This is a genomic window from Tardiphaga sp. 285_C5_N1_2 (assembly GCF_052076065.1).
GTDB lineage: Bacteria > Pseudomonadota > Alphaproteobacteria > Rhizobiales > Xanthobacteraceae > Tardiphaga > Tardiphaga robiniae.
The window spans coordinates 353,197-380,000 of the sequence record NZ_CP197241.1 but is presented as its reverse complement, the minus strand read 5'-3'; the positions used below and the strand labels follow the sequence as shown (position 1 = coordinate 380,000).

The 26,804-nt window shown below is 61.7% G+C and carries 19 protein-coding genes, 2 tRNA genes, 2 rRNA genes and 1 riboswitch (1 of these 24 running past the window's edge); of the genes, 8 read left to right on the top strand and 15 right to left on the bottom strand.

The genetic code is table 11. From position 1 onward, the window contains the following. From AB7951_RS01765 to AB7951_RS01750, 4 genes are all read right to left on the bottom strand, one after another. Positions 1-1,178, bottom strand: a 23S ribosomal RNA gene (locus tag AB7951_RS01765); it reaches 1,642 nt to the left of the window's first position. Between the two features lie 457 nt (positions 1,179-1,635). After that, positions 1,636-1,711, bottom strand: a tRNA-Ala gene (locus AB7951_RS01760). A 109-nt stretch (positions 1,712-1,820) separates the two neighbouring features. Continuing rightward, positions 1,821-1,897: transfer RNA gene (locus tag AB7951_RS01755), tRNA-Ile, on the bottom strand. 215 nt (positions 1,898-2,112) lie between these two features. After that, positions 2,113-3,599 (bottom strand): 16S ribosomal RNA (locus AB7951_RS01750). Together the 16S and 23S rRNA genes with 2 tRNA genes alongside form the textbook arrangement of a ribosomal RNA operon. A gap of 836 nt (positions 3,600-4,435) precedes the next feature. Here AB7951_RS01750 and AB7951_RS01745 point away from each other — a divergent pair. Next, a complete protein-coding gene (locus AB7951_RS01745) occupies positions 4,436-6,499 on the top strand; it encodes a peptidoglycan DD-metalloendopeptidase family protein (RefSeq protein WP_439061957.1) in 2,064 nt (687 codons plus the stop codon). A gap of 89 nt (positions 6,500-6,588) precedes the next feature. Here AB7951_RS01745 and AB7951_RS01740 read toward each other — a convergent pair whose 3' ends face one another. Then, a complete protein-coding gene (locus AB7951_RS01740) occupies positions 6,589-7,227 on the bottom strand; it encodes an NAD(P)H-binding protein (RefSeq protein ID WP_120287232.1) in 639 nt (212 codons plus the stop codon). A 72-nt stretch (positions 7,228-7,299) separates the two neighbouring features. Beyond that, positions 7,300-9,936, bottom strand: coding sequence for an ATP-dependent chaperone ClpB (gene clpB / locus AB7951_RS01735; RefSeq protein ID WP_120287233.1), 2,637 nt, complete (start codon positions 9,934-9,936; stop codon positions 7,300-7,302). Positions 9,937-10,167: 231 nt separating this feature from the next. On the opposite strand from clpB, the gene AB7951_RS01730 reads away from it, so the two are divergent. Beyond that, positions 10,168-10,941 carry an MOSC domain-containing protein gene (locus AB7951_RS01730; protein ID WP_120287234.1) on the top strand — a complete coding sequence of 258 codons (774 nt, stop codon included), beginning with the start codon at positions 10,168-10,170 and terminating at the stop codon, positions 10,939-10,941. 6 nt (positions 10,942-10,947) lie between these two features. Here AB7951_RS01730 and AB7951_RS01725 read toward each other — a convergent pair whose 3' ends face one another. The 3 genes from AB7951_RS01725 to metX form a co-directional block, all read right to left on the bottom strand. Further along, the gene (locus AB7951_RS01725) at positions 10,948-11,592 is read right to left on the bottom strand and encodes a TIGR02594 family protein (RefSeq protein WP_068729161.1); all 645 of its coding nucleotides are present in this window, start codon (positions 11,590-11,592) and stop codon (positions 10,948-10,950) included. A gap of 341 nt (positions 11,593-11,933) precedes the next feature. Then, the gene (gene metW / locus AB7951_RS01720) at positions 11,934-12,620 is read right to left on the bottom strand and encodes a methionine biosynthesis protein MetW (protein WP_199711970.1); all 687 of its coding nucleotides are present in this window, start codon (positions 12,618-12,620) and stop codon (positions 11,934-11,936) included. A gap of 2 nt (positions 12,621-12,622) precedes the next feature. Then, a complete protein-coding gene (metX, locus tag AB7951_RS01715) occupies positions 12,623-13,825 on the bottom strand; it encodes a homoserine O-acetyltransferase MetX (RefSeq protein ID WP_089267605.1) in 1,203 nt (400 codons plus the stop codon). Between the two features lie 87 nt (positions 13,826-13,912). Further along, a riboswitch (SAM riboswitch) is annotated at positions 13,913-13,992 on the bottom strand. A 203-nt stretch (positions 13,993-14,195) separates the two neighbouring features. Here metX and AB7951_RS01710 point away from each other — a divergent pair. From AB7951_RS01710 to AB7951_RS01700, 3 genes are read left to right on the top strand one after another with little or no spacing between them, the layout of a single operon-like run. Further along, a complete protein-coding gene (locus AB7951_RS01710; RefSeq protein WP_089267606.1) occupies positions 14,196-15,047 on the top strand; it encodes a chorismate mutase in 852 nt (283 codons plus the stop codon). Positions 15,048-15,073: 26 nt separating this feature from the next. Continuing rightward, on the top strand, positions 15,074-16,177 hold the full coding sequence (hisC, locus tag AB7951_RS01705; RefSeq protein ID WP_120288021.1) for a histidinol-phosphate transaminase: 1,104 nt from the start codon (positions 15,074-15,076) through the stop codon (positions 16,175-16,177). A 1-nt stretch (position 16,178) separates the two neighbouring features. Next, positions 16,179-17,117, top strand: coding sequence for a prephenate/arogenate dehydrogenase family protein (locus tag AB7951_RS01700; RefSeq protein WP_120287235.1), 939 nt, complete (start codon positions 16,179-16,181; stop codon positions 17,115-17,117). A 127-nt stretch (positions 17,118-17,244) separates the two neighbouring features. Here the strand turns inward: AB7951_RS01700 and AB7951_RS01695 are convergent, their stop codons facing one another. Beyond that, a complete protein-coding gene (locus tag AB7951_RS01695) occupies positions 17,245-18,435 on the bottom strand; it encodes a DUF2125 domain-containing protein (protein ID WP_120287236.1) in 1,191 nt (396 codons plus the stop codon). A 127-nt stretch (positions 18,436-18,562) separates the two neighbouring features. On the opposite strand from AB7951_RS01695, the gene AB7951_RS01690 reads away from it, so the two are divergent. Further along, positions 18,563-19,120: a gamma-glutamylcyclotransferase gene (locus tag AB7951_RS01690; RefSeq protein WP_120287237.1), complete on the top strand. Its 558-nt coding sequence runs from the start codon at positions 18,563-18,565 to the stop codon at positions 19,118-19,120. A gap of 7 nt (positions 19,121-19,127) precedes the next feature. Here AB7951_RS01690 and AB7951_RS01685 read toward each other — a convergent pair whose 3' ends face one another. From AB7951_RS01685 to ftsE, 4 genes are all read right to left on the bottom strand, one after another. Beyond that, entirely contained in the window at positions 19,128-19,901 is a 774-nt protein-coding gene (locus AB7951_RS01685) for a lysophospholipid acyltransferase family protein (RefSeq protein WP_120287238.1), read from the bottom strand. Positions 19,902-19,927: 26 nt separating this feature from the next. Then, a complete protein-coding gene (locus AB7951_RS01680; protein ID WP_120287239.1) occupies positions 19,928-20,653 on the bottom strand; it encodes a YdcF family protein in 726 nt (241 codons plus the stop codon). An 80-nt stretch (positions 20,654-20,733) separates the two neighbouring features. Continuing rightward, positions 20,734-21,705, bottom strand: a complete 972-nt coding sequence (locus AB7951_RS01675) for a cell division protein FtsX (protein ID WP_120287240.1) — start codon at positions 21,703-21,705, stop codon at positions 20,734-20,736. Further along, positions 21,698-22,357, bottom strand: coding sequence for a cell division ATP-binding protein FtsE (gene ftsE / locus AB7951_RS01670; protein ID WP_068729180.1), 660 nt, complete (start codon positions 22,355-22,357; stop codon positions 21,698-21,700). Before ftsE ends, AB7951_RS01675 begins: the two co-directional genes overlap by 8 nt. Positions 22,358-22,485: 128 nt before the next feature. Here ftsE and AB7951_RS01665 point away from each other — a divergent pair, with 128 nt between their 5' ends. Both AB7951_RS01665 and AB7951_RS01660 read left to right on the top strand, forming a co-directional pair. Beyond that, positions 22,486-23,349 carry an MJ0042-type zinc finger domain-containing protein gene (locus AB7951_RS01665; protein WP_120288022.1) on the top strand — a complete coding sequence of 288 codons (864 nt, stop codon included), beginning with the start codon at positions 22,486-22,488 and terminating at the stop codon, positions 23,347-23,349. A gap of 15 nt (positions 23,350-23,364) precedes the next feature. Further along, entirely contained in the window at positions 23,365-23,742 is a 378-nt protein-coding gene (locus AB7951_RS01660; protein ID WP_120287241.1) for a response regulator, read from the top strand. A 188-nt stretch (positions 23,743-23,930) separates the two neighbouring features. Here AB7951_RS01660 and AB7951_RS01655 read toward each other — a convergent pair whose 3' ends face one another. After that, on the bottom strand, positions 23,931-26,552 hold the full coding sequence (locus AB7951_RS01655; RefSeq protein ID WP_439061958.1) for a TIGR02302 family protein: 2,622 nt from the start codon (positions 26,550-26,552) through the stop codon (positions 23,931-23,933). Positions 26,553-26,804 lie beyond the last annotated feature (252 nt).

Here is a 26,804-nt window from a genome sequence, read left to right as displayed (position 1 = left end):
GGAACCCTTATTTAGACCAGTGAGCTGTTACGCTTTCTTTAAAGGATGGCTGCTTCTAAGCCAACCTCCTGGTTGTTTTGGGATTCCCACATCCTTTCCCACTTAGCCACGAATTAGGGGCCTTAGCTGTAGGTCCGGGTTGTTTCCCTCTCCACAACGGACGTTAGCACCCGCTGTGTGACTCCCGGATAGTACTCTCAGGTATTCGGAGTTTGATTGGGGTTGGTAAGACGGTAAGTCCCCCTAGCCCATTCAGTGCTCTACCCCCTGAGGTATTCATCCGAGGCGATACCTAAATATCTTTCGCGGAGAACCAGCTATTTCCCAGTTTGATTGGCCTTTCACCCCTAACCACAGGTCATCGGAGTCTTTTTCAACAGACACCCGTTCGGTCCTCCAGTGAGTGTTACCTCACCTTCAACCTGCCCATGGCTAGATCACTAGGTTTCGGGTCTAATACAACGAACTTAGCGCCCTATTCAGACTCGCTTTCGCTGCGCATACACCTATCGGCTTAAGCTTGCTCGTTAAATTAAGTCGCTGGCCCATAATACAAAAGGTACGACGTCACCCAGAACGTATCTTGGGCTCCGTCTGTTTGTAGGTATCCGGTTTCAGGTCTATTTCACTCCCCTCGTCGGGGTGCTTTTCACCTTTCCCTCACGGTACTAGTTCGCTATCGGTCAATGAGGAGTACTTAGGCTTGGAGGGTGGTCCCCCCACGTTCAGACAGGATTTCACGTGTCCCGCCTTACTCAAGGACATATCATTGCATTACCCGTACGGGACTATCACCCTCTGAGGTCCAGCTTTCCTGACTGGTTCCGGTTGTCTTTGATATGCCACTGGCCTGGTCCGCGTTCGCTCGCCACTACTAACGGAGTCTCTGTTGATGTCCTTTCCTCCGGGTACTTAGATGTTTCAGTTCCCCGGGTTCGCTTGAAACCCCCTATGTATTCAGGAGTCTCATACCTTCAACTGATAACCGAAAATCCAAAACCACCCTCACTTGCGTGATGATGACCTTAGAGTTTCGGCTATCGAAGGTGGGTTTCCCCATTCGGAAATCTATGGATCAAAGCCTCTTCGCGGCTCCCCATAGCTTATCGCAGCGTAGCACGTCCTTCATCGCCTCTCATTGCCAAGGCATCCACCGAATACCCTTAAGACACTTGATTGCTCTCATTATCAATATCCACACACTCGGCAGAGTTTGCTGCACGCTGCTTTGCATAACCAACGAATTGGAAACGCAAAATCCGCACGCCGGCGGTCAAGCCGTGCGCACTTCATGCAGCTGGATATGATTTAGAAAGACCAGTTTGCTTCGTAAGATCGAACCGACAACGAGGCGGTCAAGCTTCGTTGAAAAGGAATAAACATGCGGAAGCTTTGCAAGCAAAGCGTTCGCACTCAATTCCTGGAGATTATGTAGTTGGCATCCGCAATTGCTTGCAGATCCAATACTCGGAACGATCTCCTCTTTACGATGTCATAAATCCCGCAGTCGATCTCGTAAGACCGACAAGCGAAGTTATACCGCGGACTAAATCAGGCGCTGCCCATATGGCGCGCACTGTCTGAACACACTGAATGTTTGTTACGATCTCAACGTCGCCATCCATCAGAAGTTTCTGGTGGAGGCAGACGGGATCGAACCGACGACCTCATGCTTGCAAAGCACGCGCTCTCCCAGCTGAGCTATGCCCCCGTTCCAGAAGACGAATGCTCAACGCTTAAAGAACAACGTTTTGCAGATGCAATGCTTGCGCATGTGATGTCGACGTCAGCAGCAGCCTTGAAAGCAAAGCGCGCAAATATGGTGGGCCTGGGAAGACTTGAACTTCCGACCTCACGCTTATCAAGCGCGCGCTCTAACCAACTGAGCTACAAGCCCTAACAACAAAGGACTGCGCTCGGCTCATCGACATGACCTTGCGATCAAACGCCAACAAGCAGCACGAGCACGCCCCAGCGTGTGTTCGTCCGCGAAGAAAGAGAAACGAAGACGGCGGTGTCCCGCCTATGCAGCTCAAACATTGATCCAATGTCTGGCCACTGATGTTTCAAAAGAGGTTCGATAGATGCAAGCATCTGAAGAACCATCCTTAGAAAGGAGGTGATCCAGCCGCAGGTTCCCCTACGGCTACCTTGTTACGACTTCACCCCAGTCGCTGACCCTACCGTGGTCAGCTGCCCCCTTGCGGTTAGCGCACTGCCTTCAGGTAGAACCAACTCCCATGGTGTGACGGGCGGTGTGTACAAGGCCCGGGAACGTATTCACCGTGGCATGCTGATCCACGATTACTAGCGATTCCAACTTCATGGGCTCGAGTTGCAGAGCCCAATCCGAACTGAGACGGCTTTTTGAGATTTGCGAGAGGTCGCCCTTTTGCATCCCATTGTCACCGCCATTGTAGCACGTGTGTAGCCCAGCCCGTAAGGGCCATGAGGACTTGACGTCATCCCCACCTTCCTCGCGGCTTATCACCGGCAGTCTCCTTAGAGTGCTCAACTAAATGGTAGCAACTAAGGACGGGGGTTGCGCTCGTTGCGGGACTTAACCCAACATCTCACGACACGAGCTGACGACAGCCATGCAGCACCTGTGCTCTATGCCCCGAAGGGAAGGTTCCATCTCTGGTACCGGTCATAGACATGTCAAGGGCTGGTAAGGTTCTGCGCGTTGCGTCGAATTAAACCACATGCTCCACCGCTTGTGCGGGCCCCCGTCAATTCCTTTGAGTTTTAATCTTGCGACCGTACTCCCCAGGCGGAATGCTTAAAGCGTTAGCTGCGCCACTAGTGAGTAAACCCACTAACGGCTGGCATTCATCGTTTACGGCGTGGACTACCAGGGTATCTAATCCTGTTTGCTCCCCACGCTTTCGTGCCTCAGCGTCAGTTATGGGCCAGTGAGCCGCCTTCGCCACTGGTGTTCTTGCGAATATCTACGAATTTCACCTCTACACTCGCAGTTCCACTCACCTCTCCCATACTCAAGACTTTCAGTATCAAAGGCAGTTCTGGAGTTGAGCTCCAGGATTTCACCTCTGACTTAAAAACCCGCCTACGCACCCTTTACGCCCAGTGATTCCGAGCAACGCTAGCCCCCTTCGTATTACCGCGGCTGCTGGCACGAAGTTAGCCGGGGCTTATTCTTACGGTACCGTCATTATCTTCCCGTACAAAAGAGCTTTACAACCCTAGGGCCTTCATCACTCACGCGGCATGGCTGGATCAGGCTTGCGCCCATTGTCCAATATTCCCCACTGCTGCCTCCCGTAGGAGTTTGGGCCGTGTCTCAGTCCCAATGTGGCTGATCATCCTCTCAGACCAGCTACTGATCGTCGCCTTGGTAGGCCTTTACCCCACCAACTAGCTAATCAGACGCGGGCCAATCTCTCGGCGATAAATCTTTCCCCGTAAGGGCTTATCCGGTATTAGCACAAGTTTCCCTGTGTTGTTCCGAACCAAGAGGTATGTTCCCACGCGTTACTCACCCGTCTGCCACTGACGTATTGCTACGCCCGTTCGACTTGCATGTGTTAAGCCTGCCGCCAGCGTTCGCTCTGAGCCAGGATCAAACTCTCAAGTTGGACTTGAAACTTTAAACCGGCTGATCACAACGTATTGACGAGGTCCCACCATACTAAATCAACCAAACCGAAGTTCAGCCAATCTGCTGTCCGCGCTTCACAGCGCCAACAACGATGGTGTTAACCTTTGTTCAAAACGTGTACCGCCGAAGTCTTTCGTCCGGCCCCGTCTCAAGAAGCCGAAGCTTCCATCGAACGAGACCCGCAAGGACTCCGCCGTCCACGTTTCTCTTTCTTCAATTTAACTTGTCAAACAGCCCGACGCAGATGCGTCAATCTCCCCAGGAGGGAGAAAATCTTGCCACTCAATCACCCGACAACAGATCAGCAGCCGACACCTATCGGCTACTGAAACACTCTTCGCGGTGATGAGCTTCCGAGACACGAACAACCGCCCGGGCTGGTAGGCCCCGGCGCCGCTGCGCTCAGTGGCCGGGTTATAGGCCCCCTCACCCGAAACTGTCAACGCCATTCGTCAGAAAATCGTCACGTGCTGTGGAGGACGCTCCAGGGCCCAAAAAGCGTAGGTTTTACAGGGGTGACGCCGTACAAGAGCCACATTCCTCCGACGTTCTGAGCATGCCTTGTGCAAAGATTCTGCGGCGCCCCTGAAACTTTTTAGGGGTGGTCGAACCGGATCTGGGCCCAACGGCCTCTCGAAAGAACGAGCTGCGTCATCGCAGTGCGCTTTTGGGCCAAAGAGAACACAGCGAAAGAGTTTGCAGCATTGACGTTCGTCCATTCGGCCAGCATTTTGGCGCGCACTGTTCGACCGTCGATGCGATGTGCTTGGGGAAGACTCTTCGCATGATGCTGGGAATTCGGGGGATGTCGGCTTGAATCACGGACTGTCACGCGGTGGCGCCTATAATCGTGAGACCGGGATGATTGATCTCGGCCACGAGCCGCCGCTATCCGTTGATGGCTCCGAAGCCGCAGTCATCGATCGTCGCCGCGTCTCGGTACAGTGGTTCAGTGGTACTATCCTCACAGGTCTCTGCGGCGCGGCTCTGATCGGCGGCGCCGTTTTTGCGTCGCTTGACGGCGAGATGACCTTTGCCAAGGTACCGGAGCGTGTCGAAGGCGCGCTACGCGGCGCCTTCAGTGCCACCGACAAACAAGCAAGCCTGCATAAGAGTGACCGCCTGCCGCCGCCGAGCGACTCTTCCGCCGCGCGCCAGGTGCTCAAAGTCTCCACCGTCACCCGCGTCGGCAATCGCGACGTCATGCGCGTGCGGCCCTTCATCCGGATTTCCGGCAATCTGGCGATGGCGACCAGCGATCTCAGCGCCAAGATCCCGCCCTTCAATGCACAGCGCCTGCTGACCGATGTCGGCAGCCCCGCTCCGAACAGCGACGACGCCGCGGTCAATCCGAATGCCGTCGAGCCCGATGCCGAAGTCTCCTTCGTCACCCGCGATCTCGGTCAGGTACTGCCGAAAGCCAAGATCGGCGCGAGTGTTGCCATCGATGAAGTCCTGATGCGCGTGCGCGACGCCTCCAACTGGCGCGGCAATACCGGCGTTCGCTACACGACGGTCGCCAGCGCCACCGGCGATATCGGCGGCCAGCCTGACATGAAGATGGCCTATGCCGCCGAAGGGACCACGGCCGATCCTTATGCCGGCTTCGAAACCCGCATCGTGCCGGAAAACGTCACGCTGCTGGCCAAGACCAAGGATCAGGCGACCGGCGGCAACCCGAATGGCGAGCGTATCCATATCGTCAAGAAGGGCGACACCATCCTGACCATCCTGCGCGACCAAGGCGCTATGCCCGAGGAAGCCAAGGCCATTGCCACTACGCTGGGTGCCCGTGGCCGCGACGGCGGACTGAAGGAAGGTCAGAAAGTTCGCATCCTGATGTCACCGGCCGGACCGGGCCAGCGTTTGCAGCCGTATCGCGTGATCGTCGCCAACGACTCCACCATCGAAGCTGTCGCCGCCCTCTCCGATCTCGGCAAATACGTCGCCGTCGATGTCTCCAGCATGAACACCGTCGCCGAAGCGCCAAGCGCATCGGACGATGACGAGGAGGATGACGGCACCGGCGTGCGGCTCTATCAGAGCATTTACGAGACGGCACTGCGCAACAAGGTCCCGGCCACCGTCATCGAGGACATGATCCGGATCTACTCCTACGACGTGGATTTCCAGCGCAAAGTACAGCCCGGCGACTCGTTCGACGTGTTCTTTGCCGGCGAAGACGAAGGCGCCACCATCACCGAAAAGACCGAAGTGTTGTTTGCTTCGCTTACGGTGGGCGGCGAAACCAAAAAATACTATCGCTTCCTGACCACCGACGACTCGATCGTCGACTACTATGACGAGACCGGCAAAAGCGCGAAGAAGTTCCTGGTCCGCAAACCCGTCAATAACGCCATCATGCGTTCGGGCTTCGGCGGACGCCGCCACCCGATCCTCGGCTACACCAAGATGCATACCGGCGTCGACTGGTCGACGCCCTACGGCACTCCGATTTTCGCATCCGGCAACGGCGTGATCGAAAAAGCAGCCTGGGAAGGCGGCTACGGCAAATATATCCGCATCAAGCACAACAACGGCTACGAGACCGCCTACGGCCATATGTCGGCCTTTGCCAAGGGCATGGAGCCCGGCAAGCGCGTGCGGCAGGGTCAGGTCATCGGCTTCGTCGGCTCCACCGGCATGTCCACCGGCGCCCATGTTCACTACGAAATTCTGGTCAACGGCCGCTTCGTCGATCCGATGCGCGTGAAACTGCCGCGTGGCCGCTCGCTAGAAGGTCCGATGATGGCCGGCTTCGAGAAGGAACGTGACCGGATCGACGGTCAGATGACCATGCGTGGCCCGGGCGCCCGCGTGTCCGACGCAGGCGTGACCGGCGCGGTGCCACCAGCACGGCCGACGACCAGCCGCTAAATCCGTATTTTTCGCGTTGTTCTGCGCGTCAGCCGCGTGGGCTAGAAGGCGCTCGGGACAATAGCAAAAGAGACGCTGAGGTCCGGCGATCAATCCGCGGCGAGCTCTGCAGACCCGATCAGGTGAACGCCAGGCGCGCCGGTCACGGCTGCCTCGATCAATGCGTCGGCGATCTTGTCGGCGGGGCTGATCCGGTAGCTGCGCGGCAGAACCGGACCCAGCACACCGAGCACCGCCGCCGCGACGTGCTCGCCCAGCCGGAATTCGTCGCGATCACCGCCGATCAGGCCCGGCCGCACAACCGTCAAAGACGGAAAGCCCATCACCTTCAGCGCTTCCTCCACTTCGCCTTTGGTACGCGGATAGAGCAGCTTTGAGCGCGCATTGGCACCCACCGACGAATTGAGCGCGAAACGGCTAGCGCCGTGCTTGCGCGCCAGCCGGGCGACTTCAAGCGGGTAATCATGATCCACAACGCGAAACGCCTGATCCGAGCCGGCCTTGGCGCGCGTCGTCCCGAGCGCACAGATCACGCCATCGACATCCCACCAGTTGGCCTCCAGAGGCAGTCGGTCGAAGTCGACCAGCGGGTTGTCGAGCTTCGCATGCGCCGCGAGCGGCCGCCGCGTCGGCGCAACGATGCGTGTGATCCGACTGTCGGCGAGCGCTTTGGCGATGACATGGCGGCCGACAAGGCCGGTGGCGCCGACCACGAGAATGCGGGTCATGATCTTTCTCCGACGTGGAAACGGCCTGAACCGTGAGGTTCAGGCCGTTTCGTTGCGTTCAAACCCGTGCCGTCAGTTCAGCTGCCGCTTCGACACCGGCGCCTCGAACTCGGCGATCTCCGCGGTTCGGGCCGGCTTGCCGTTGAAGGTCAGGACGTTGCCGGCGGCGCTTATGTCGACATGGTCGCCGTCCTTGACGTCGCCGGCGAGGATCATCTCGGCCAGCGGATCCTGGACGTTGCGCTGGATCACGCGCTTGAGGGGACGGGCGCCGTAAGCGGGGTCCCAGCCCTTGTCGGCGAGCCAGTCACGGGCTTCATCCTCCAGCACCAGCGTGATCTTGCGATCTTCCAGCAGCTTGGTGAGCCGCGCGAACTGGATCTCGACGATCCGGCCCATTTCGCTCTTCTGCAAGCGGTGGAACAGGATGATCTCATCGACACGATTCAGGAATTCCGGCCGGAAATGGGCGCGGACATTGCCCATCACCAGGTCGCGTACCGCGGACGTATCCTCGCCCTCGGGCTGATTGACCAGGAATTCGGAGCCGAGATTCGACGTCATAATGATCAGCGTATTGCGGAAATCGACAGTGCGGCCCTGACCATCGGTCAGGCGGCCATCGTCGAGCACCTGAAGCAGCACGTTGAACACATCCGGATGCGCCTTCTCGACCTCGTCGAACAGCACGACCTGATAGGGCCGCCGCCGCACAGCTTCGGTGAGCGCGCCGCCCTCATCATAGCCGACATAGCCCGGAGGTGCGCCGATCAGACGCGAGACCGAGTGCTTCTCCATGTATTCCGACATGTCGAGACGAACCATCGCGGTGTCATCGTCAAACAGATAGGACGCCAACGCCTTGGTCAGCTCGGTCTTGCCGACGCCGGTGGGGCCGAGGAACATGAACGAGCCGATCGGCCGGTTCGGATCCTGCAGGCCTGCCCGTGAACGACGGACGGCAGTTGCCACCGCACGCACAGCTTCGGCCTGGCCGACGACGCGCTCGCCAAGGCTCAGCTCCATGCGCAGCAGCTTGTCCTTCTCGCCTTCCAGCATCTTGTCGACCGGCACGCCGGTCCAGCGCGAGACCACCTGCGCGATGTGATTGGCGGTGACCGCCTCTTCCATCATCTCGGAATTCTCGTTGGCTTCGATATCGGCCAGACGCTTTTCAAGATCGGGAATCCGGCCATAGGCCAGCTCACCCGCGCGTTGATATTCGCCGCGGCGTTGCGCTTCGGCGAGTTCTAAGCGCAAGCCATCAAGCTCGCTCTTGAGCTTCTGCGCATTCGACAGCTTGTTCTTCTCGGCCGACCAGCGCTGGGTCAGCGCTGCCGATTTCTCTTCGAGCTCGGCGAGTTCCTTCTTGAGCGTTTCGAGCCTGCTCTTCGAGCCTGCATCGGTTTCCTTGCCAAGCGCCTCCTGCTCGATCTTGAGCCGGATGATCTCGCGGTCCATCGAATCGAGTTCTTCAGGCTTGGAGTCGACCTGCATCTTCAACCGTGCCGAAGCCTCGTCCATCAGGTCGATGGCTTTATCCGGCAGGAAGCGATCGGTGATGTAGCGGTTCGACAGCGTGACGGCAGCGACCAGTGCGCTATCCGTGATGCGGACACCGTGATGCTGTTCATATTTGTCCTTGAGGCCGCGCAGGATCGAGACGGTGTCTTCCACAGTCGGCTCAGCCACGAAGATCGGCTGGAAGCGCCGCGCCAGCGCCGCGTCCTTCTCCACATGCTTGCGATATTCATCGAGCGTGGTGGCGCCGATGCAATGCAATTCGCCGCGGGCGAGCGCAGGCTTCAGCAGGTTGGACGCATCCATCGCGCCATCGCCCTTGCCGGCGCCGATCAGCTGATGCATTTCGTCGATGAACAGGATGATGCCGCCCTCGGCCGAGGTCACCTCGCCGAGCACCGCCTTCAGCCGCTCCTCGAACTCGCCGCGATATTTCGCGCCGGCAATCAGCGCACCGAGATCGAGCGACAGCAGGCTTTTGTCCTTCAGGCTCTCCGGCACGTCGCCATTGAGGATGCGCAGCGCGAGACCTTCGACGATGGCGGTCTTGCCGACGCCGGGTTCGCCGATCAGCACGGGATTGTTCTTGGTTCGCCGCGACAATACCTGAATCGTGCGGCGGATTTCCTCGTCGCGGCCAATCACCGGGTCGAGCTTGCCATCACGCGCAGCCTGGGTCAGGTCGCGGGCATATTTCTTCAACGCGTCATAAGCGTTTTCGGCCGTGGCGGAATCCGCCGTGCGGCCCTTGCGCAGCGCATTGATCGCGGCATTGAGATTTTGCGGCGTGACGCCGCCCTTGTTCAGCAGGCTGCCGGCTTCGGAGTCCTTGTCGAGCGCCAGCGCAAGTAGCAGCCGCTCCACGGTGACGAAACTGTCGCCAGCCTTTTCGGCGGCCTTTTCGGCGGCATCGAAGGCGCGCGCGGTCGCCGGCGCCAGATAGACCTGCCCGGCCCCTGCGCCCGAGACCTTGGGCATCTTGCCCAGCTCGGTTTCCGTCGCCTTCAGGATGGCGCGGGAGTTGCCGCCGGCGCGATCGATCAGGCCGCCGGCCAGACCTTCGCTGTCGTCCAGCAGGACTTTCAGAATGTGCAGCGGCGAGAATTGCTGATGGCCCTCGCGCACGGCCAGTGACTGCGCCGACTGGATGAAGCCGCGCACCCGTTCGGTGTATTTCTCAATATTCATTGTGTGTTGTCCCTCGGCCTGCCCTGTCCGCCTCGAAAGCACGGATGGGGCATCTTCATTGGGTATCCGCAGGCCGCATTGATGGTGGTCAACCGGCTGCGGTCGTCGCTGGCGTCAAAACCAGCTTGATGCAAATGTGGGCAGCCAGTTCCCGAAACGGAAGGGGTCCGCATAAAATTCCAATCGGCCAGGCGATGGCGCCGCGGGCCCAAATCTCTTAAGACCGGAACCATGCCAGAACAGTCTTACGCCAGCGTTGCCAGCATCTACCGCTATCCGGTGAAGGGCCTGACGCCCGAGCCTCTGGAACAAGTCACGCTGAAGCCCGGTCAGACCCTGCCGGCCGACCGGCGCTATGCCATCGAGAACGGCCCGATCGGGTTCGACCCGGCAGCACCGCAATATTTTCCCAAGACCCAGTTTCTGATGCTGATGCGCAACGAGCGCCTGGCGGCGCTCCGCAGCCACTACGACGACGCCAGCCATACGCTGACAATCCGGCAGGACAATCTAGCGGTGGCGCGAGCCGACCTGCAGACGACCGAAGGACGTGCAGAGATCGAAGCGTTCTTCGCGAAGAATTTTGCCGATGAATTGCGCGGACCACCCAGGGTGTTGTTCGCGGACGGCCATAGCTTTTCGGATGTGCCGCGCAAGGTGGTGTCGATCATCAACCTCGCCAGCGTCAAAGATCTCGAAAAGGCCGTCGGACAGCCGGTGCATCCGCTACGCTTTCGCGGCAACGTGCATGTAGCGGGCTGGCCGGCCTGGCATGAATTCGACCTGATCGATCGGACGCTCGCTATCGGCAGCACCCGGTTCAAAGTGGTGAAGCGCATCGTCCGCTGTGCAGCGACCAATGTCGATCCGGATACGGCCGCACGAGATCTGACGATTCCGAAAACGCTGCTGCAGACCTATGGTCATGCCGATTGCGGAATTTACGCTGAGGTCATCACCGGCGGCACGATCACCGCCGGCGATAAGATCGTCGTCGCAGAATAGACGAACTCAGCTCGTCGGCATCACGTAGGCGTAAACGCGACCACGCGAATACACCGACTCGGCGACGCGGTTGCCGTGATTGCCGGAGACGATGATCGGATTGCCCTTGGCATCGACGCCCGAGACGACACCGACATGACCGCCGCGACGACCGCGCGACATCACGGCGATGGCGCCGACCTGCGGACCGGAGATGCGCTGGCCATAGCTCGAGAACGAGCGCGCCATATCAGACCCGGTGCCTTGATGGCCGGTGCGCTTCAATACGAGGTTCATGAACGCTGCGCACCACAAGCGACCGCGCGCCGTCGGATTGCCGCGGCCGATGAAGCTGCGCGCTGCATCGACGATGCCCGAACCGCCGAAGCCGCCGGAAGGCTGGTTCATGCTTGCATTGGCGTTATTGAAATTTGTGGAGTCGCCGAACGAAGGCGCCTGCTGTTCGACTCGGGCACTGCGCCGTGCATACCGCGCGCGATGCCGGACGTGATGACGCGTGCTGTGTGTGTACTTGCCGACGTGGTGCGAATGACGCGAAGCACCATGATGAGGACGTGCCGACGCGGGAGAGACTGACGCGAGAACTGCCGCCGAACACACCGCAAGAGCCGAGATGCGAAGTGCACGGCGATACGCAAAGAACTGAACCATACCGAATTTTTCCTCTTAACACCCCCGAACCCCATCGGCCCAAATACGCGGGCCAACAATCGGGACGGGCGTGGTAACGAAGTTGGTATGGCGATAACAAGACCTAGAACGGTTCAAGTGACGATTTTTTAACGGCGACATCGGAGTGAATCGCTTCAACTTCAACGGACGCCATACGTATAGACATAGCAGCCACCCATTCGACAGAATGTGCGCTTATATTACCTATTCGAATTAGCTTTTACGCACATCTTTGGCGTGTATCGCAGACCGACACACGGCGTGAAAAGCCGCATAGAATGCGATATTTCTGTTTCCATCAGACAGAAATCTACACGCGATCAGGGTTGCGCCGATTTACTCGCGCGGCTCAGCAGGAAAACGCCCTGCTCCCCGAACATGTTCCAGAACCACCACGGCGCATTGAGGCGCAGCGGACGGCCATAGAGATCAAGCGCAACGGCGCGCTCCATCTTCACGTTGATCTCGTCGCACAGGACAACGAAGTCCTTGATGGTGCAGAAGTGAATGTTCGGCGTGTCGTACCACGTCGCCGGCAGATTCTCCGTACGTGGCATGCGGCCGCCGACAAGCAACTGCACGCGCATTTTCCAGAAGCCGAAATTCGGAAACGACACGATCGCACTGCGGCCGATGCGCAGCAGATTTTCCAGCACGACGCGCGGCTGCCGCGTCGCCTGCAGCGTCTGCGACAGGATCACGTAGTCGAACGCATCGTCGGGATAGTTGATCAAGTCCGTATCGGCGTCGCCCTGCACCACGGCAAGACCCTTGCCGACGCAGCGGTTGACGCCTTCGCGCGACAATTCGATGCCACGGCCATCAATGCCGCGGCTTTCCAGCAATTGTAGCAGATCGCCATCGCCACAGCCCACGTCGAGCACCTTCGAGCCCGGCTTGATCATCTCCGCGACCAGGAGGTGATCGCCACGATAATCCTGCGTGCCGCGCGGCGCCGGCGTCGCCACCGCAGAATTCAGTGGCAAGGCTTGTTGTGGAAACGCCATCTCTATGTCCCCGTAACAGGCAGGCCGCGAACGGAGGCTGCAGAGTTCAGAAATGCACCGGCGATATCGAGGAACTCGGGCACGTCGAGCAGGAAGGCATCATGACCCTTGTCGGTTTCGATCTCCGCAAAGGACACGCGGACGCCGCCGGCATTCAGCGCGTGCACGACGTCGCGCGATTCTGCCGTCGGGAACAGCCAGTCTGATGTGAACGACATCAGACAGAAACGCGTCTGCGTATCGCGAAACGCTTCCGCAAGCTTGCCGTTGTGGTCGGCTGCGATATCGAAATAGTCCATCGCACGCGTCAGATAGAGATAGGAGTTGGCATCGAAGCGCTCGACGAAGGACGAGCCCTGATAGCGCAGATAGCTCTCGACCTGAAAATCCGCATCGAAGGAGAATGTCGGCAACTCCCTGTCCTGCATGCGGCGGCCGAACTTGCGGTGCAAGGCGGCATCCGACAGATAGGTGATATGCGCAGCCATCCGCGCGACGCCGAGGCCGCGATGCGGATGTGTGCCTTCCTCGAAATAACGCCCGCCGCGCCAATCGGGATCGGCCATCACGGCCTGACGGCCCAACTCGTGGAAGGCGATGTTCTGCGCCGAATGCCGCGTACTACAGGCGACCGCCAGCGCGGAGAACACGCGCTCCGGATAGGCCGCGGTCCATTGCAGCGTCTGCATGCCGCCCATGGAGCCGCCGACGACGCAGAACAACTGACCGATACCGAGGCTGTCGATCAGCATCGCCTGCGCACGCACCATGTCGGGAATGGTGATGACCGGAAAATCCAGTCCCCAGATCTTGCCGGTGGCGGGATTGGTCGAGGCCGGACCGGTCGAGCCCATGCAGCCGCCGAGCACATTCGAACAGATGATGAAGTAGCGTTCGGTATCGAGTGCCTTGCCGGGGCCGACCAGCGTCTGCCACCAGCCGGGCTTGCCGGTGATCGGATTGATATTGGCGACGTGCTGGTCGCCGGTCAAAGCGTGGCAGACCAGGATGGCATTGGATTTGTCGGCGTTGAGCGTTCCGTAGGTCTGATAGGCGATCTGGAACGGCGCGAGGTCGACGCCGCAATCAAGCCGCAGCGGCTGATCCATGCCAAAACCCGCGACCAGCGAGGTCGGGTGATCGGCTTCATGTCCACGCTCATCGGGGCGGACAACCGGACTCTTCACCAGTTCGACATTTACCATCTTGATACCGGCCTCCTCAGGAGGTTCTCAAACCAAAACCGGAATCAGGCCATAAAAAACCCGGCCTGAACAAATAGCTCGGCCGGGATCAAACTGTCCCCGGCCTGTTTAGCGAGTTGTTTAACGTGGCTGCAAGCCGGCCGGCTCAAATGACCACGGAAGAGCCCAGAAACTAGTCCCACACCCGCCTGCCGTCAATATGGGCATACCCCGGTCAAATTGCCCAACTGCCCTGCGGCCAAATCTTCCATGTTTTCTTTGCTTTCCGGCACCGTCTTACCTAATCAATGGCCGTGCCCGCCGGCTCCCCGGAGCCGGCCCGGCAAGCTCGACGGGACCTATCACGCCTCCCGTCCCGAAGGTTTTGAACATGTCGAAATTACCACCCGCGCCGCCCTCGCTGGATGAACTGCGCAAAGAGATCGACAGCATCGACGCGCAGGTTCACGCCCTGTTGATGCAGCGCGGCGACATCATCGACCGGCTGATTTCGGTGAAACAGACCCAGGAGGTCGGCTCTGCCTTCCGGCCGGCGCGCGAGGCCGACATGATGCGCCGTCTGGTGCAGCGCCATCGCGGCATCCTGCCGATCGACACCGTCGAGAGCATCTGGCGGGTGATCATTTCGACTTTCACTTACGTTCAGGCGCCGTTCTCGGTGCATGCGGATCTGTCGCTTGGCGAGAGCGCGATGCGGGATTCCGCGCGCTTTCATTTCGGCTTCACGGTGCCTTACGTCGCGCATTTCAGCGCCGCCGCAGCGGTCGAGGCCGTGGCCAAGTCCAAGGGCGATCTCGCGCTGGTCTCAGCGACGTCCAGCCGCACGCCGTGGTGGATCCCGCTGGAAGCCCTGGGCGCGCCGAAGATCATCGCACGCCTGCCGTTCATCGAACGCGCCGACCATCCGGCCGCATTGCCGGTGTTCGTGGTGTCGCGCGTTGCCGACAGCGCCATGGTGACCGAAGTCGAGATGTGGAGCGTGCGGGTGTCAGGCTGGAATGCCGAGACCGCGCGTGCGCTGTCGCCGCTGGCCGAAATCGTCGCCGTTCCGGATACCGCCTTTGACGGCGCGGCGCTGCTGATCTCGATCACGAGAGCCTCCAGCCTCGACAAGATCAAGTCGGCGCTGATCGAAGCCGGCGCCTCGGTGCGCTCCACGGCTCTCGTCGGCAGCCACGCAACCCGCTATACCGTGGCCGCCAGCGACGCACCGCGTTCGTAAGCCAATCTGACGTTCTGGAGTTGAAGATGTCCCGTCCTGTGCCGAAGCCCGGCATTCTCGATATTGCGCCCTACACCCCTGGCAAGAGCCCGGTGGTGGAGCCCGGCCGCAAGACCTACAAGCTGTCGGCCAACGAGACCCCGTTCGGTCCGTCGGCGCGCGCCAAGGACGCCTTCGCCACTGCTGTCGCGCATCTCGAGGATTATCCGGAAGGCACGTCGAAGGTGCTGCGCGAGGCGCTAGGCCACCGCTTCGGCCTCGATCCCGCGCAGATCATCTGCGGTGCCGGTTCCGACGAAATTCTCAACCTGATTGCGCATGTCTATCTCGGCCCCGGCGACGAGGCGATTTCGACGACGCACGGCTTTCTGGTCTACCCGATCGCTACCCAGGCGAACGGCGCCACCAATGTGGTCGCTCCGGAAACCAACTTCACCTGCAATGTCGATGCGATCCTGAACTGCGTGACCCCGCGCACCAAGCTGGTGTGGCTGGCCAATCCGAACAATCCGACCGGCACCTATCTGCCGTCCTCCGAGATCAAGCGCCTGCGCGCCGGCCTGCCGGAGCACGTGCTGCTGGTGCTCGACGCCGCATACTGGGACTACGTGACCAAGGGCGACTACGACAACGGCCTGGAGCTGGCGAAGACCACCGAGAATACCGTCGCGACCTACACCTTCTCGAAGGTGCACGGCCTAGCCGCCTTGCGGATCGGCTGGATGTTCGGCCCTGCGCACATCGTCGATGCGATGAACCGGATTCGTGGGCCGTTCAACGTCTCGGCGCCGGCGATGATGGCCGCAGTGGGGGCGATCGAGGACACCGGCCATGTCGAGATGTCGCGCACATACACCGCCAAGTGGATCGGCATCCTGACCGAGGAAATCACCAAGCTCGGCATCGAGGTGACGCCAAGCGTGGCCAATTTCTTGCTGATGCATTTTCCGGCGACCGGCAAGACCGCAGCGGATGCCGATGCGTTCCTGACCAGGCGCGGGCTGGTGCTGCGCGCCGTGACCAATTACGGCCTGCCGAACTCGCTGCGCATGACCATCGGCACCGAGGAAGCCAACAGGCTGGTGATCGAGACGCTGCGTGAATTCATGGCATCGAATTCGGGGCAATGACGTGAGCGCCACGCCGCCCTTCAAACGTATCGCGCTGATCGGGCTTGGCCTGATCGGCTCGTCGCTGGCGCGCGGCATCCAGCAGCTTGGCCTTGCCGGTGAACTCGTTGCCACCGACAATTCGGCGGCCGTGCGTGCACGCGCCGTGGAAATCAAGCTCGCCGACCGTATCGCCGACGACAATGCCAGCGCCGTCAAGGATGCCGATCTGGTCATCGCCTGCGTGCCCGTCGGCGTGGCGGGCGACGTGGCGAAAAGCATCGCGGCGCATCTCGCACCCGGCGCGATCGTGTCCGACGTCGGTTCGGTGAAAGCCTCCGTGCTGCACGCGATGTCGGAATATCTGCCGGACAATATCCACTTCATTCCCGCGCATCCGGTCGCCGGCACGGAAAACTCCGGTCCGGATTCCGGCTTCGCCGAACTGTTCAGCAATCGCTGGTGCATTTTGACGCCGCCTGAGGGCGCGGATCCCGCGGCCGTCGAGAAGCTCACCGGCTTCTGGGCTGCGCTCGGCGCCAATGTCGAGATCATGCAGGCCGCGCATCACGATCTGGTGCTCGCGGTCACCAGCCATCTGCCGCATCTGATCGCTTATACAATCGTAGGCACCGCCGACGAGCTCGAAGACGTCACGAGGTCGGAAGTGCTGAAGTTCTCCGCGGGCGGTTTCCGCGATTTCACCCGTATCGCAGCATCAGACCCGACCATGTGGCGCGACGTGTTCCTCGCCAACAAGGACGCGGTGCTGGAAATGCTCGGCACCTTCCAGGAAGACCTGTCGAAGCTGACCCGTGCCATCCGCCGCGACGATGGCGATGCGCTGTTCGAGCACTTCACCCGCACCCGCGCGATCCGCCGCGGCATCGTGAGTATCGGTCAGGATGAAGCGGCGCCGGACTTCGGGCGCAAGCATCAGGCGCTGACGAAGAAGGATTGAGCGCAGGACCAACAGCCGTCATTGCGAGCGAAGCGAAGCAATCCAGCCTTACTTGCTTTGCGGCTTCTGGATTGTCGCGTCGCTTCGCTCCTCGCAATGACGTGGAGAGGCCGGCGAACCTCACGCCTTAAAACAACGGCGGGATCTGCGCCACGCGCAGCGGCCCGAGGAACACCGCGCCATCGACAAATTTCAGCGGGAACGACCGCGCCGCTTTGCCTTCCAAGACAGCCGCAGTCCCGATCGAATTGACGCCGGCGGCAAGGCCGCTGCCGGCATTCTTGCGCACGACATTGCCGAGACCGGGGATCGCGCGATCCAGCGCACCGAGGATGTTGTTGACGTCCTGCGACTTCACGCCGGGTGCAATGCGATCCAGCGCCTCCTGAGGCACGCCCATCTCCAGCAACTTGTCGATCCCGAGGGCGGCGATAGCCTTGTCCAGCCCCGCCACGGTCATCTGCAATTCGCCGTCGAGATTGCCCGCGGCGGTCAGACCGAGCGAGCCCGTCGCCAGCGAGATGATCTCGCCCTGCTGGACGCGCGACTGCACGATCTCGACGCGTCCACCTGCAGCCTGAAGCTCGCGGAAACGCTGCGGCCAGGGCTTGGGCGAGACATCCTTGAGGCCACTGAGCAATGCGCGGATATCGGCATCGAACGGCGCTGCGAGGATCGGATGAACATCGGCAATGCTGCCGCTCCTGATCTGCAGGGCCGTCTCGATCACCGGCTTGTCCGGCGTCGAATTCGCTGCCGTGCGGCCATGCAATTCGACCTGTTTGGCACGTGCGGTCGGCGCCTGCACCGAGCCGGCGAAGCGGTCGAGCGACACGTCGTCGAACACAATGTCGGCGCTGTCAGGCGTACCCGGGAGACCGGTGATGCTGCTGCGCGCGGAGCCCCAGTTCATCACCATCGCCGGCTGGCCGCGATCGGACAGGACGGCTGGTGCGGTGAATTCGGCGACCAGAAGCCGCGGCGTGTAGATCTGCGCAACCACGACGATCTCACCGAGCTTCGCGGTGATCGGCACCTGCGTCGCATTCTGGGTGGCCGTTTGCGAGGTCAGCGAAACGCTGACACCGCTGCAGCGGACTTCGAGCCGGAACGGGAAGCCGGAGACCGAACGGTTGGCGCAATCATAGACGCGGCCAGCCGCGGCCTCGCGGGCGCGCCAGATATCGACGTTTTCGTCGACCTTGGACGCGGCATAGAACCAGAAGCCGCTCCACGCCGCCGCAAGGACGACGATGATGACGGGCAGGATGAAAATCGGCCAGAGGCGGCGCTGGGTGGGCTGTGCATATTCGGACATGGCGGGACGTAGATCGCATGATTTTGTCAAATCGGCGATCCCTTTCATGGGGTTATCCTGTCGTCGCAGGGCCACATTGCAGGAAATCAAGATCGCCCGGGCCCAAGGTTTCTGCTAGGTCGGCACCATGACCGCGAAAATCACCGCCCAGCCCGATTCCGACAGCGATCTCTGGGTGTTCGGCTATGGCTCGCTGATGTGGCGGCCGGGCTTCGAGTTCATCGAACAGGTCCCGGCCCGGCTGATCGGCGAACATCGGGCGCTCTGCGTCTATTCCTTTGACCACCGCGGCACGCCGGAAAAGCCCGGCCTCGTGCTCGGCCTGGACCGCGGCGGCGCCTGCCGCGGCATTGCCTTTCGCGTGGCGGCCAAGCTGCGCCACGACACCATCGCCTATCTCAGGGAGCGCGAGCAGACCACCCATGTCTATCGCGAGGTCATGCGCTCGGTCTGGCTGGATGATGTGGAGCGCACCCGCGTCAGCGCGCTGGCCTATGTGGTCGATCGCGGCCATGTGCAATATGCTGGACGATTGAGCCTTAGCGAACAATTGCACTTCGTGCGGCAGGGCCACGGTCGTTCCGGGCTGAACCGCGATTACGTGCTGTCGACCGTGAAGGCCATCGAGGCCGAAGGTTTTCGTGACGCGCAGCTCCATCAGCTCGCAGCCATGCTGCACGAGTGACCAAGCGCTAGCTTTCTTTCACTGCCACATTCGGCACGCGCCCGAAGATCGTCGCCTGCTCCGCGCGCGCCTCCGCAACGATACGATCGGTGGCGGCCTCGATCGACGTGCTGATCGCCGCGATGAATTCCTTGCGGGGCAGGCCGGCCGGCAGAGGATCGAGAAACTCCACCACCAGCGTGCCGGGATAGCGCAGGAAGGTGCGGCGCGGCCAGAACAGGCCGGAATTCAGCGCCACCGGCAGACACGGCGCGCCGGATTTGGCGTAGATCTGCGCGACACCGGGTTTGTAATCCGGTGGTGCCTCGACAGGCCGACGCGTGCCTTCGGGAAAGATAATGAGCTGACGGCCGAGCTGGATTTCCTCGGTGGCGCGCTTGGCCATATCGATGAGCGAACGCGCACCGCCATCGCGATCGACGCCGATCATTTTCGACTTCTTCAGGTACCAGCCAAAGAACGGAATCTGCCCGAGCTCGCGCTTGTAGATGAACAGCGGCCGGTCGAAGAACGGCATCAGCGCGAAGGTCTCCCACATCGATTGATGTTTCGAGGCGACCACCAGCGGCCCCGCCGGAATTTTCTCGAGTCCGCGATAATCGACCCTGGTGTTGCAGACGATACGCATCAGCCAGATGCTGCTGGTCGCCCACGCCTTCGCGATCGCCATGAAGGCACGCGGCGGCATCACGAAGGTTGGAATCGCCACCAGGATCCAGAACACCAGCAGCACATAGAACAGCACGTTGTAGATCAACGAACGCACGAATATCGAAGTCATGGTGTTCCGATCAGCTCAATTGCAGTTCAATTCGCAGACGCCGTGGCCGGCCGGCGCTGCGGCGCGTCGCTCTGCTGGTCGCTGCCGGAATCCGGCATCAGATCAATGCCGATATTCGCCAGCCGCACCCGCACTTCGGCCGCGAGATATTTGACATATTCCGATAGCAGCAACCGCAGCGTCGGGCCACTGGTCCACCACGGCTCGTCACGCCATTTGTCGCCAATCACCGAGAACGGGATCAGCTCGATATCCGGCATCTCGTGCGACATTTCGACGATCGCGCGCGGCATGTGATAATTCGAGGTCACCACGATCAGCGACTTGAAGCCGCGCTCATGGACCCAGCGTTTGGTCTCCACCGCGTTGCTGCGGGTGTTGACGGCGGAGCGATCGAGATCGACGCAGCAATCCAGCAGCCGCTGGCTGTCCGGCAGCGTGCGCGAGATATTTGCGGCGCCGTTGGTCGGATGCACGCCGGAGATCAGCAACCGTTTGCCGAAGCCATTGGCGAGCAATTCGAGCGCATCCGCAACGCGCGACGAACCGCCGGTCAGGACCACGATGCCGTCGGCATTCGCCGAGGGCTTCAGCTCGCCGCTGCGCAGTTGCGCGAGGAACGCGACAAAGCCGATGGCGCCGACCATGAAGGACAGTGCAAATGCGACCACAAGTGCCGCACGGATGACGCGCCGCCGCGGTGGCGCGGCAACGGGCATCTCCGTGGTGTCCTGGTCGTCGAGCAAGGTCATCGGTCTGACGTTTGGTCCTTTGGCAGCAATCTTAGGTATTTTTCGGCGCCTTGGCGATGCCATCGCCTTTACCTGACGCGTTACTCGATGTCGTTCAGCGTCGAGAACAATGTGCGGCGCGACGCCCAGGCGGTAATTCCTGCTATCAACAGCGCCTGCCCTGCCACCGCGAGATAGCCTGACGACCGCAGCGAGAACGTCCCCAGCAATGCAGCGAACTGGTCGCCCACCGGCGTGCCGGAAAACCAGCTCGCGATCGACTCTGAAAACCCGAACATCAGCATCGCGGCACCGCCGCCAATGATACCGCCCTGCAGGCCAAGCCGCAGAAAGTGGCGGAAGAAGCGATTGGCGATGTAGCGGTCGCCCGCGCCGACGAAATGCAGCACCTCGACGATCGGCCGGTTCGCCGCCATCGCGCCGCGCGTCGCAAAGGATACAGAGATAATGGTGGCGATAATAACGAGCGCAAGGATGCCGAGCCCGGCCAGCACCGTTGCCGATGTCATCGAGCGCATCCGCTCCACCCAGGCGCGATGATCGTCAACGCTGGCCGAGGGCACGGCCTGCGTCACCCGTTTGCGCAAGCCGATAATGTCCAGCACCGTCCCCGGCGCGACACGTGCAATGATAACGCGCGGCACCGGCAGCTCGTCGAGCGACAGTCCCGTGCCGAGCCACGGCTCCAGCAACTGCGCCGATTGCTCCCGGCTATAGGGCTGCACCTCGACAATCCCCGGCTGGCCGCGAATGGCGTCGGTCACCGCCTGCGTATCGCGGTCGAGATCGCGGCCGCCCTGCGGCTTCACCTGGATGGTGATTTCGCTGGCGACTTCCGATTGCCACTCCGACGCCGAGGCGCTGATCAGTAGCACTGCGCCTGTGGTGATGGAGGCGAGGAAGGTCATGATGGCGACGACGGCGACCAGCGCGCGGCCGGCGATCGAGCCGCGCGGCACGATCGGGGATGCGTTGCGCGCCTTCGCCGGGACCTGCGGACGATCGGTGCCGAGGTCCATCAGCGGGCCGTGTTCTTCGCCGATTCTACTCATAGATATGCAGCCGGCCTTGATGCAGCACCATGCGCCGCGCGTCGTATTGATCCATCAATGTAATATCGTGGGTCGCGATAATCACCGCGGTGCCCGACTTGTTGAGTTCGATGAACAGCCGCAGCAGACGCCGGCCCAGCGTCGGATCGACGTTGCCCGTCGGCTCATCCGCCAGCAGCAGCATGGGCCGCGCGATCACCGCGCGCGCAATCGCAGCGCGCTGCTTCTCGCCGCCCGACAGGATCGGCGGCAGCGCATCCATGCGATCGCCGAGCCCGACCCATTTCAAGAGATCGATGACTTCGCGCCGATAGCTGGACTCCTCACGCCCCATCACCCGGAACGGCAGCGCGACATTCTCATAGGTCGTCATATGGTCGAGCAGACGGAAATCCTGCAGCACGATACCGATGCGCTTGCGCAAGTCGGCGATCTCGTCCTTGCCGAGCAGCGAGATATCCTGGCCGAACAGATTGACCAACCCGCGGGTCGGCCGCAGCGACAGGAACAGGAGACGCAGCAGCGAGGTCTTGCCGGCGCCGGAGGGACCGGTCAGGAACTGGAACGAATGCGCAGGGATCTGGAAATTGAGGTCGCGCAGAATCTCCGGGCCAAGCCCGTAGCGCAAACCAACATTTTCGAACCGGACCACATTCAGCTCCGTTCGATGGGTTCAAAAAGCCTCAAAAAGACGGTCAATTGCTTGTGCGGCCGTTATGGTTTCCGATTCGTTAACGGTCGTCTTGTAGCCTGCCGGCCATGTCATCGGCTATCGGCTCCATGCATATCGTTTGCCCCAATTGCACGACGTCCTACGCCGTGAACCCGGCCACGTTCGGCGATGCCGGACGGACGGTGCGCTGCGCCCGCTGCAAGGAAGTCTGGCTGGCGCGGCCGGAGGACCTCTCCCGCGCCGAAGCCCGCGTTCCCGCCATGGCGGCGAAGGCCAGCGAGCCGGATCCGAACGAGGATATGAGCGCCTGGGGCGTGACCGAGGACGACGACGCCTCGGCGCCGAACGTTCCGGTGGTGGAAAGCCCCTCGATTTCAGCCGACTGGCCGGTCGATGCCAATGATCGTACCGAGGAGGCCGACTGGGCCACGCTGGCGCAGCACGACGCGGTGGCCGCGATGCGGGCCACCCCGCCGTCGCGCCTTGCCGTGCTGGGCCGTTTCGTGCCGTCGCTGCCGCGGTTGTTCGTCATGCCACGTCACAGCCTGCCGATCGCCACCGCGGCCATGGCGTCGCTGTTGCTCGCACTGGTGATCTGGCGCGTCGACCTGGTCAAGCTGATGCCGCAGACCGCGACTTTCTACCAGGCGGTCGGCCTCGACGTGAATGTGCGCGGCCTTGCCTTCAAGGACGTCAAGGTCACCACCGAGACCGTCGATGGCAAGTCGGTCTTGCTCATCGAAGGCCTGATCGTGTCCGAAACCCGCACGCCCACCGCATTGCCGCGCCTGCGTTTCGTGGTACGTGACGAGAAGGGGACTGAAATATATGGCTGGAACGCCGTGCTCGAACAGCCCGGCCTCAATCCCGGCGACAAGACATGGTTTCGATCGCGGCTGGCCTCGCCGCCGGCCGAGGGCCGCAGTATCGATGTGCGTTTCTTCACCAAGCGCGACGTCGCCGGCGCGTAAGTCCAAGGAGTTGTCGTGGCGCGTATCCTGATTGCTGATGACGAAGAATCGATGCGGCTGCTGGTCGGCCGCGCCATCGCCATGGATGGCCACGAGATCGTCACGGCCGAAGACGGCGCCGAGGCGCTGGAGATCCTTACCGAGCAGGGCGGCGCATTCGACCTGCTCCTGACCGACATCAAGATGCCTGTCATGGACGGCATTGCGCTGGCGCTGTCCGTCGCGCGCGATTTCCCCGAGCTCACAATCCTGCTGATGACCGGTTACGCCGACCAGCGCGAACGCGCGACCGGACTGAATGCAATCGTGCATGATGTGGTGACGAAGCCGTTTTCGGTGGCGGATATCCGCACTGCGGTGGCGGATGCGCTGGCGGTAAAGAACAAGGGATAGAGGGCATTTCTTATCCCTCCCCCAAGCGGCGAAGCCGCGCAGCGGGGAGGGTGGCTGGCCGAAGGCCAGACGGGTGGGGTCTCGCCCCACGTGAGAGCGCTGCTTGTGGCACCCCCACCCCGGCCTATCGGCCGACCCTCCCCGCAAGGGGGAGGGATATTACTGAGGTCGGCGCTTCAAAATTCCGCTCAATAATCCTTCAGCAACCGCTCGATGTAATCGAGTTCGAGCTGCGGCCGCGTCGTGTCGCCGAGGCGACGACGCAACTCTTCCAGGATTCTCCGCACGCGCTGCACATCGATCTCGCCGGGAATCTTCACCGTGAGGTCGTCGCCAAGTTCGCGGCCACGCAGCGGACGCCCGAGCGGATCGCTTTGCCGGCCACCGCTCTGCTGGCGGCCGGGATTGTTGCCGGGGCCGTCGTTCTGGCCTTCGCCCTCGCCCTGCTGCATGGCCTGCGCGAGCTTCTGGGCGCCCTTGCGGAGCGCATCGAGCGCCTTGCCCTGCGAACCCACCGCGCCATCGGCATTGCCCTCACCGAGTTGGCCGCCGGCATCGCCCATGGCGCTGTCGGCATCGCCGAGACCATCACCGTCGCCGTCGCCATCAGCGTCCGCCTGGTCGTCGCCGCCTTGACCTTGGCCCTGCCCTTGCTGACCCTGCTGGCCTTTTTGCCCCTGCTGTCCTTTTTGGCCCTTCTGACCCTGGCCCATGCCCTGCTTGGCGAGCTGGTCCTGCAGCTGCTTGAGGCGATCGCGCAGGTTCTGCTGATCCTGCTGCAGATCGCCCATACCCTGCTCGCCCTGCTTGCCGCGGCGGCGCTCGTTGCGCTGGTCCTGGCCCTGCTTGAAGGTCTTGTCGCGCAGCTGCTGCTGCTTGCGGATCATGTCCCCAAGCTCGTTCATCGCCTGATCCATCTCGCTGTCACCGGACTGGCCGGGCTGCGCCATCTGCAGGTTTTCCAGCATCTGCTGCATCTGTTCGAGCAACTGCTTGGCGGCGTCCTTGTCGCCGGAGCGCGACAGCCGCTCCATGCGCTCGATCATGTTGTTGAGGTCCTGCTGCCGCATCACCTTGGTGTTCTTGTCGAGCGGACGCGCCAGCTGCTGCGGGTTCTGCTTCATCTGCTCGGCGAGCTGCTTCAGAAAGTTGTCCAGCGCCGCACGCAGGTTCTCGGTGAGCTTCTTGATCTCTTCGTCGCTGGCGCCGCGCTCCAGTGCCTGCTTCAGCGCGTCCTGCGCCGCCTTCAGCGCCTTGTCGACATCGGTGATGTCCCCGTCTTCGATGGTGACGGCGAGCGCCCACAGACTCGCAACGACTTCTTTCAGAGCCGCGTCGGTGCGGGCGCGTTCGATCTGGGTGGCAACACTGCGCAGCCCGAGATACTGACCGGCTTCCGGCGTGAAAGCTTCCGGCGCGATCATCAGGGCCTGCAGCGCGAAGGAGACCTGGCCGCGCTGATTGGCGTCGAGTGCCAGGATACGGCGCTGTTCGATCAGCGCGCGTGGCAGCGGCTTGGTGAACAGCCGTTCCGGCAGTCGCATGCTGAACGGCTCGCTCTTGCCCTCGTTGCCAGCTTCATCCTTCGCGGTCAGCGTCAGAGTGACATCAGCGCCGGCATAGGGATCCTCGCTGAGATCCTTGACGGTCTGGCCGACACCGTTGCGCGTGCGCGCATTTGGCAGCACCAGCGCAAATGACGGCGCATCGAACAGCGGCCGCGGCTTGGCGGCTTCCTTGATGCCATCCTTGCTCTCGGCGGGACGCGCGGCGAATTGCGCATGGGCTTCGGTAACGCCGTAGTCGTCCTCGAGCTTGTAGGACATCTGCAGCGAACCCCGCGCCTGACGCTCCGGGTCCTTGGCGAGCGCGATGGTCGGCGGACGATCACCCGTTGCCGTGAACTTCCACTGCGGCTGGCCGGACGGCGCACGGACATGTGCCGTCCCGTCAGACGTGATGGTGAAATGCTTTTCGTTGGTGCCCTTCGGGGCTTCCGCCGTCGGCGCCACGTCAGCGACGCCGCCGGTGAGAACGACATCAAGCGCACCACCGCTGGAGCGCACGATCAGCGTCGAGCTCGACGGCACCGGCAATGCAGCGGCATCGGCCGTGGACGCATCCTTGTTGGCGGCAGACAGGATGATCGGCGGCTTGCCGGTGTAAGGCGGCGGCGTGATCCAGGCATCGACACGCACATTCGCCGGCGCCAGCACGCCGTTCCAGTCGAACGCCGCCATGATGCGTGCGCCGCGCTCGCCACTGGCGGCAAACCAGGTGGCGAACAGCAGCACGATCACGATGGCGCGCAGCGCCCAGGGGTCATGGATCGCGAGGCGCGGCGACGGCAGGCCAGCGCGGATTTTCTTGAGCGAGGCCAGCGTACGCTCGCGCTGAACCAGCCACAGCGCCCGGGCCATCGGGTCCTGCGACGACAGCGTGTCGGTCAGCGCCGTTGCGGGACGATGCGCAATGCCGGTGCCGCGATCGAGGCGCGACAAGCCCTCTTCACGCGATGGCGAGCGAAACTTCAGGAGAGGAACGAGCGTCGCCAGCGCAGCGATGACGAACAACGCAAGACCGATGGCACGCGCCGTGAAGGGAAGCGTCAGCCACAGACCGGCCCAGGACGCCGCCAGAAACAACCCGACGACACTGAGCAGCCGGGCCAGATGCGGCCACCCCCGCTCCCAGCCAATCGCCAGCCGGGCGCGCTGCAGCGCCTGCGCGAGCTGAAGCTGTGCCGCCGCCTGACGATCGGCATGTACGTCGCGTTGGGGGTCTGGTCGGTCGGGGGGCGCAGCGCTCAACGACGATCTCCGATGTTACCGCACGACACACTAGCACGGCGGCGGCAATGAGGCATGGCACAAGGGCCATCCGTGCACATGCAAAGCCTGAGCCTAAGTCGATTCGGAGCGATTGGGGTCACGAAGGCGTGAGGCAGGAGCACACCGATGGTAGTGGCATCCCTCCCCCAAGCGAAGCGCAGTGGGGAGGGTCGGCCGATAGGCCGGGGTGGGGTGCCTCCGCAGGCGCGAGCGTGAGGATATACCCCACCC

Coding starts and splice junctions, on each gene's coding strand:
- AB7951_RS01740 (WP_120287232.1), bottom strand. CDS start 7,227: ATGACCCGCATTCTCGTGGTCGGCGCCACCGGCCTTGTCGGCCGCCAT.
- clpB (WP_120287233.1), bottom strand. CDS start 9,936: ATGAATATTGAGAAATACACCGAACGGGTGCGCGGCTTCATCCAGTCG.
- AB7951_RS01730 (WP_120287234.1), top strand. CDS start 10,168: ATGCCAGAACAGTCTTACGCCAGCGTTGCCAGCATCTACCGCTATCCG.
- AB7951_RS01725 (WP_068729161.1), bottom strand. CDS start 11,592: ATGGTTCAGTTCTTTGCGTATCGCCGTGCACTTCGCATCTCGGCTCTT.
- metW (WP_199711970.1), bottom strand. CDS start 12,620: ATGGCGTTTCCACAACAAGCCTTGCCACTGAATTCTGCGGTGGCGACG.
- metX (WP_089267605.1), bottom strand. CDS start 13,825: ATGGTAAATGTCGAACTGGTGAAGAGTCCGGTTGTCCGCCCCGATGAG.
- AB7951_RS01710 (WP_089267606.1), top strand. CDS start 14,196: ATGTCGAAATTACCACCCGCGCCGCCCTCGCTGGATGAACTGCGCAAA.
- hisC (WP_120288021.1), top strand. CDS start 15,074: ATGTCCCGTCCTGTGCCGAAGCCCGGCATTCTCGATATTGCGCCCTAC.
- AB7951_RS01695 (WP_120287236.1), bottom strand. CDS start 18,435: ATGTCCGAATATGCACAGCCCACCCAGCGCCGCCTCTGGCCGATTTTC.
- AB7951_RS01690 (WP_120287237.1), top strand. CDS start 18,563: ATGACCGCGAAAATCACCGCCCAGCCCGATTCCGACAGCGATCTCTGG.
- AB7951_RS01685 (WP_120287238.1), bottom strand. CDS start 19,901: ATGACTTCGATATTCGTGCGTTCGTTGATCTACAACGTGCTGTTCTAT.
- AB7951_RS01680 (WP_120287239.1), bottom strand. CDS start 20,653: ATGACCTTGCTCGACGACCAGGACACCACGGAGATGCCCGTTGCCGCG.
- AB7951_RS01675 (WP_120287240.1), bottom strand. CDS start 21,705: ATGAGTAGAATCGGCGAAGAACACGGCCCGCTGATGGACCTCGGCACC.
- AB7951_RS01665 (WP_120288022.1), top strand. CDS start 22,486: ATGCATATCGTTTGCCCCAATTGCACGACGTCCTACGCCGTGAACCCG.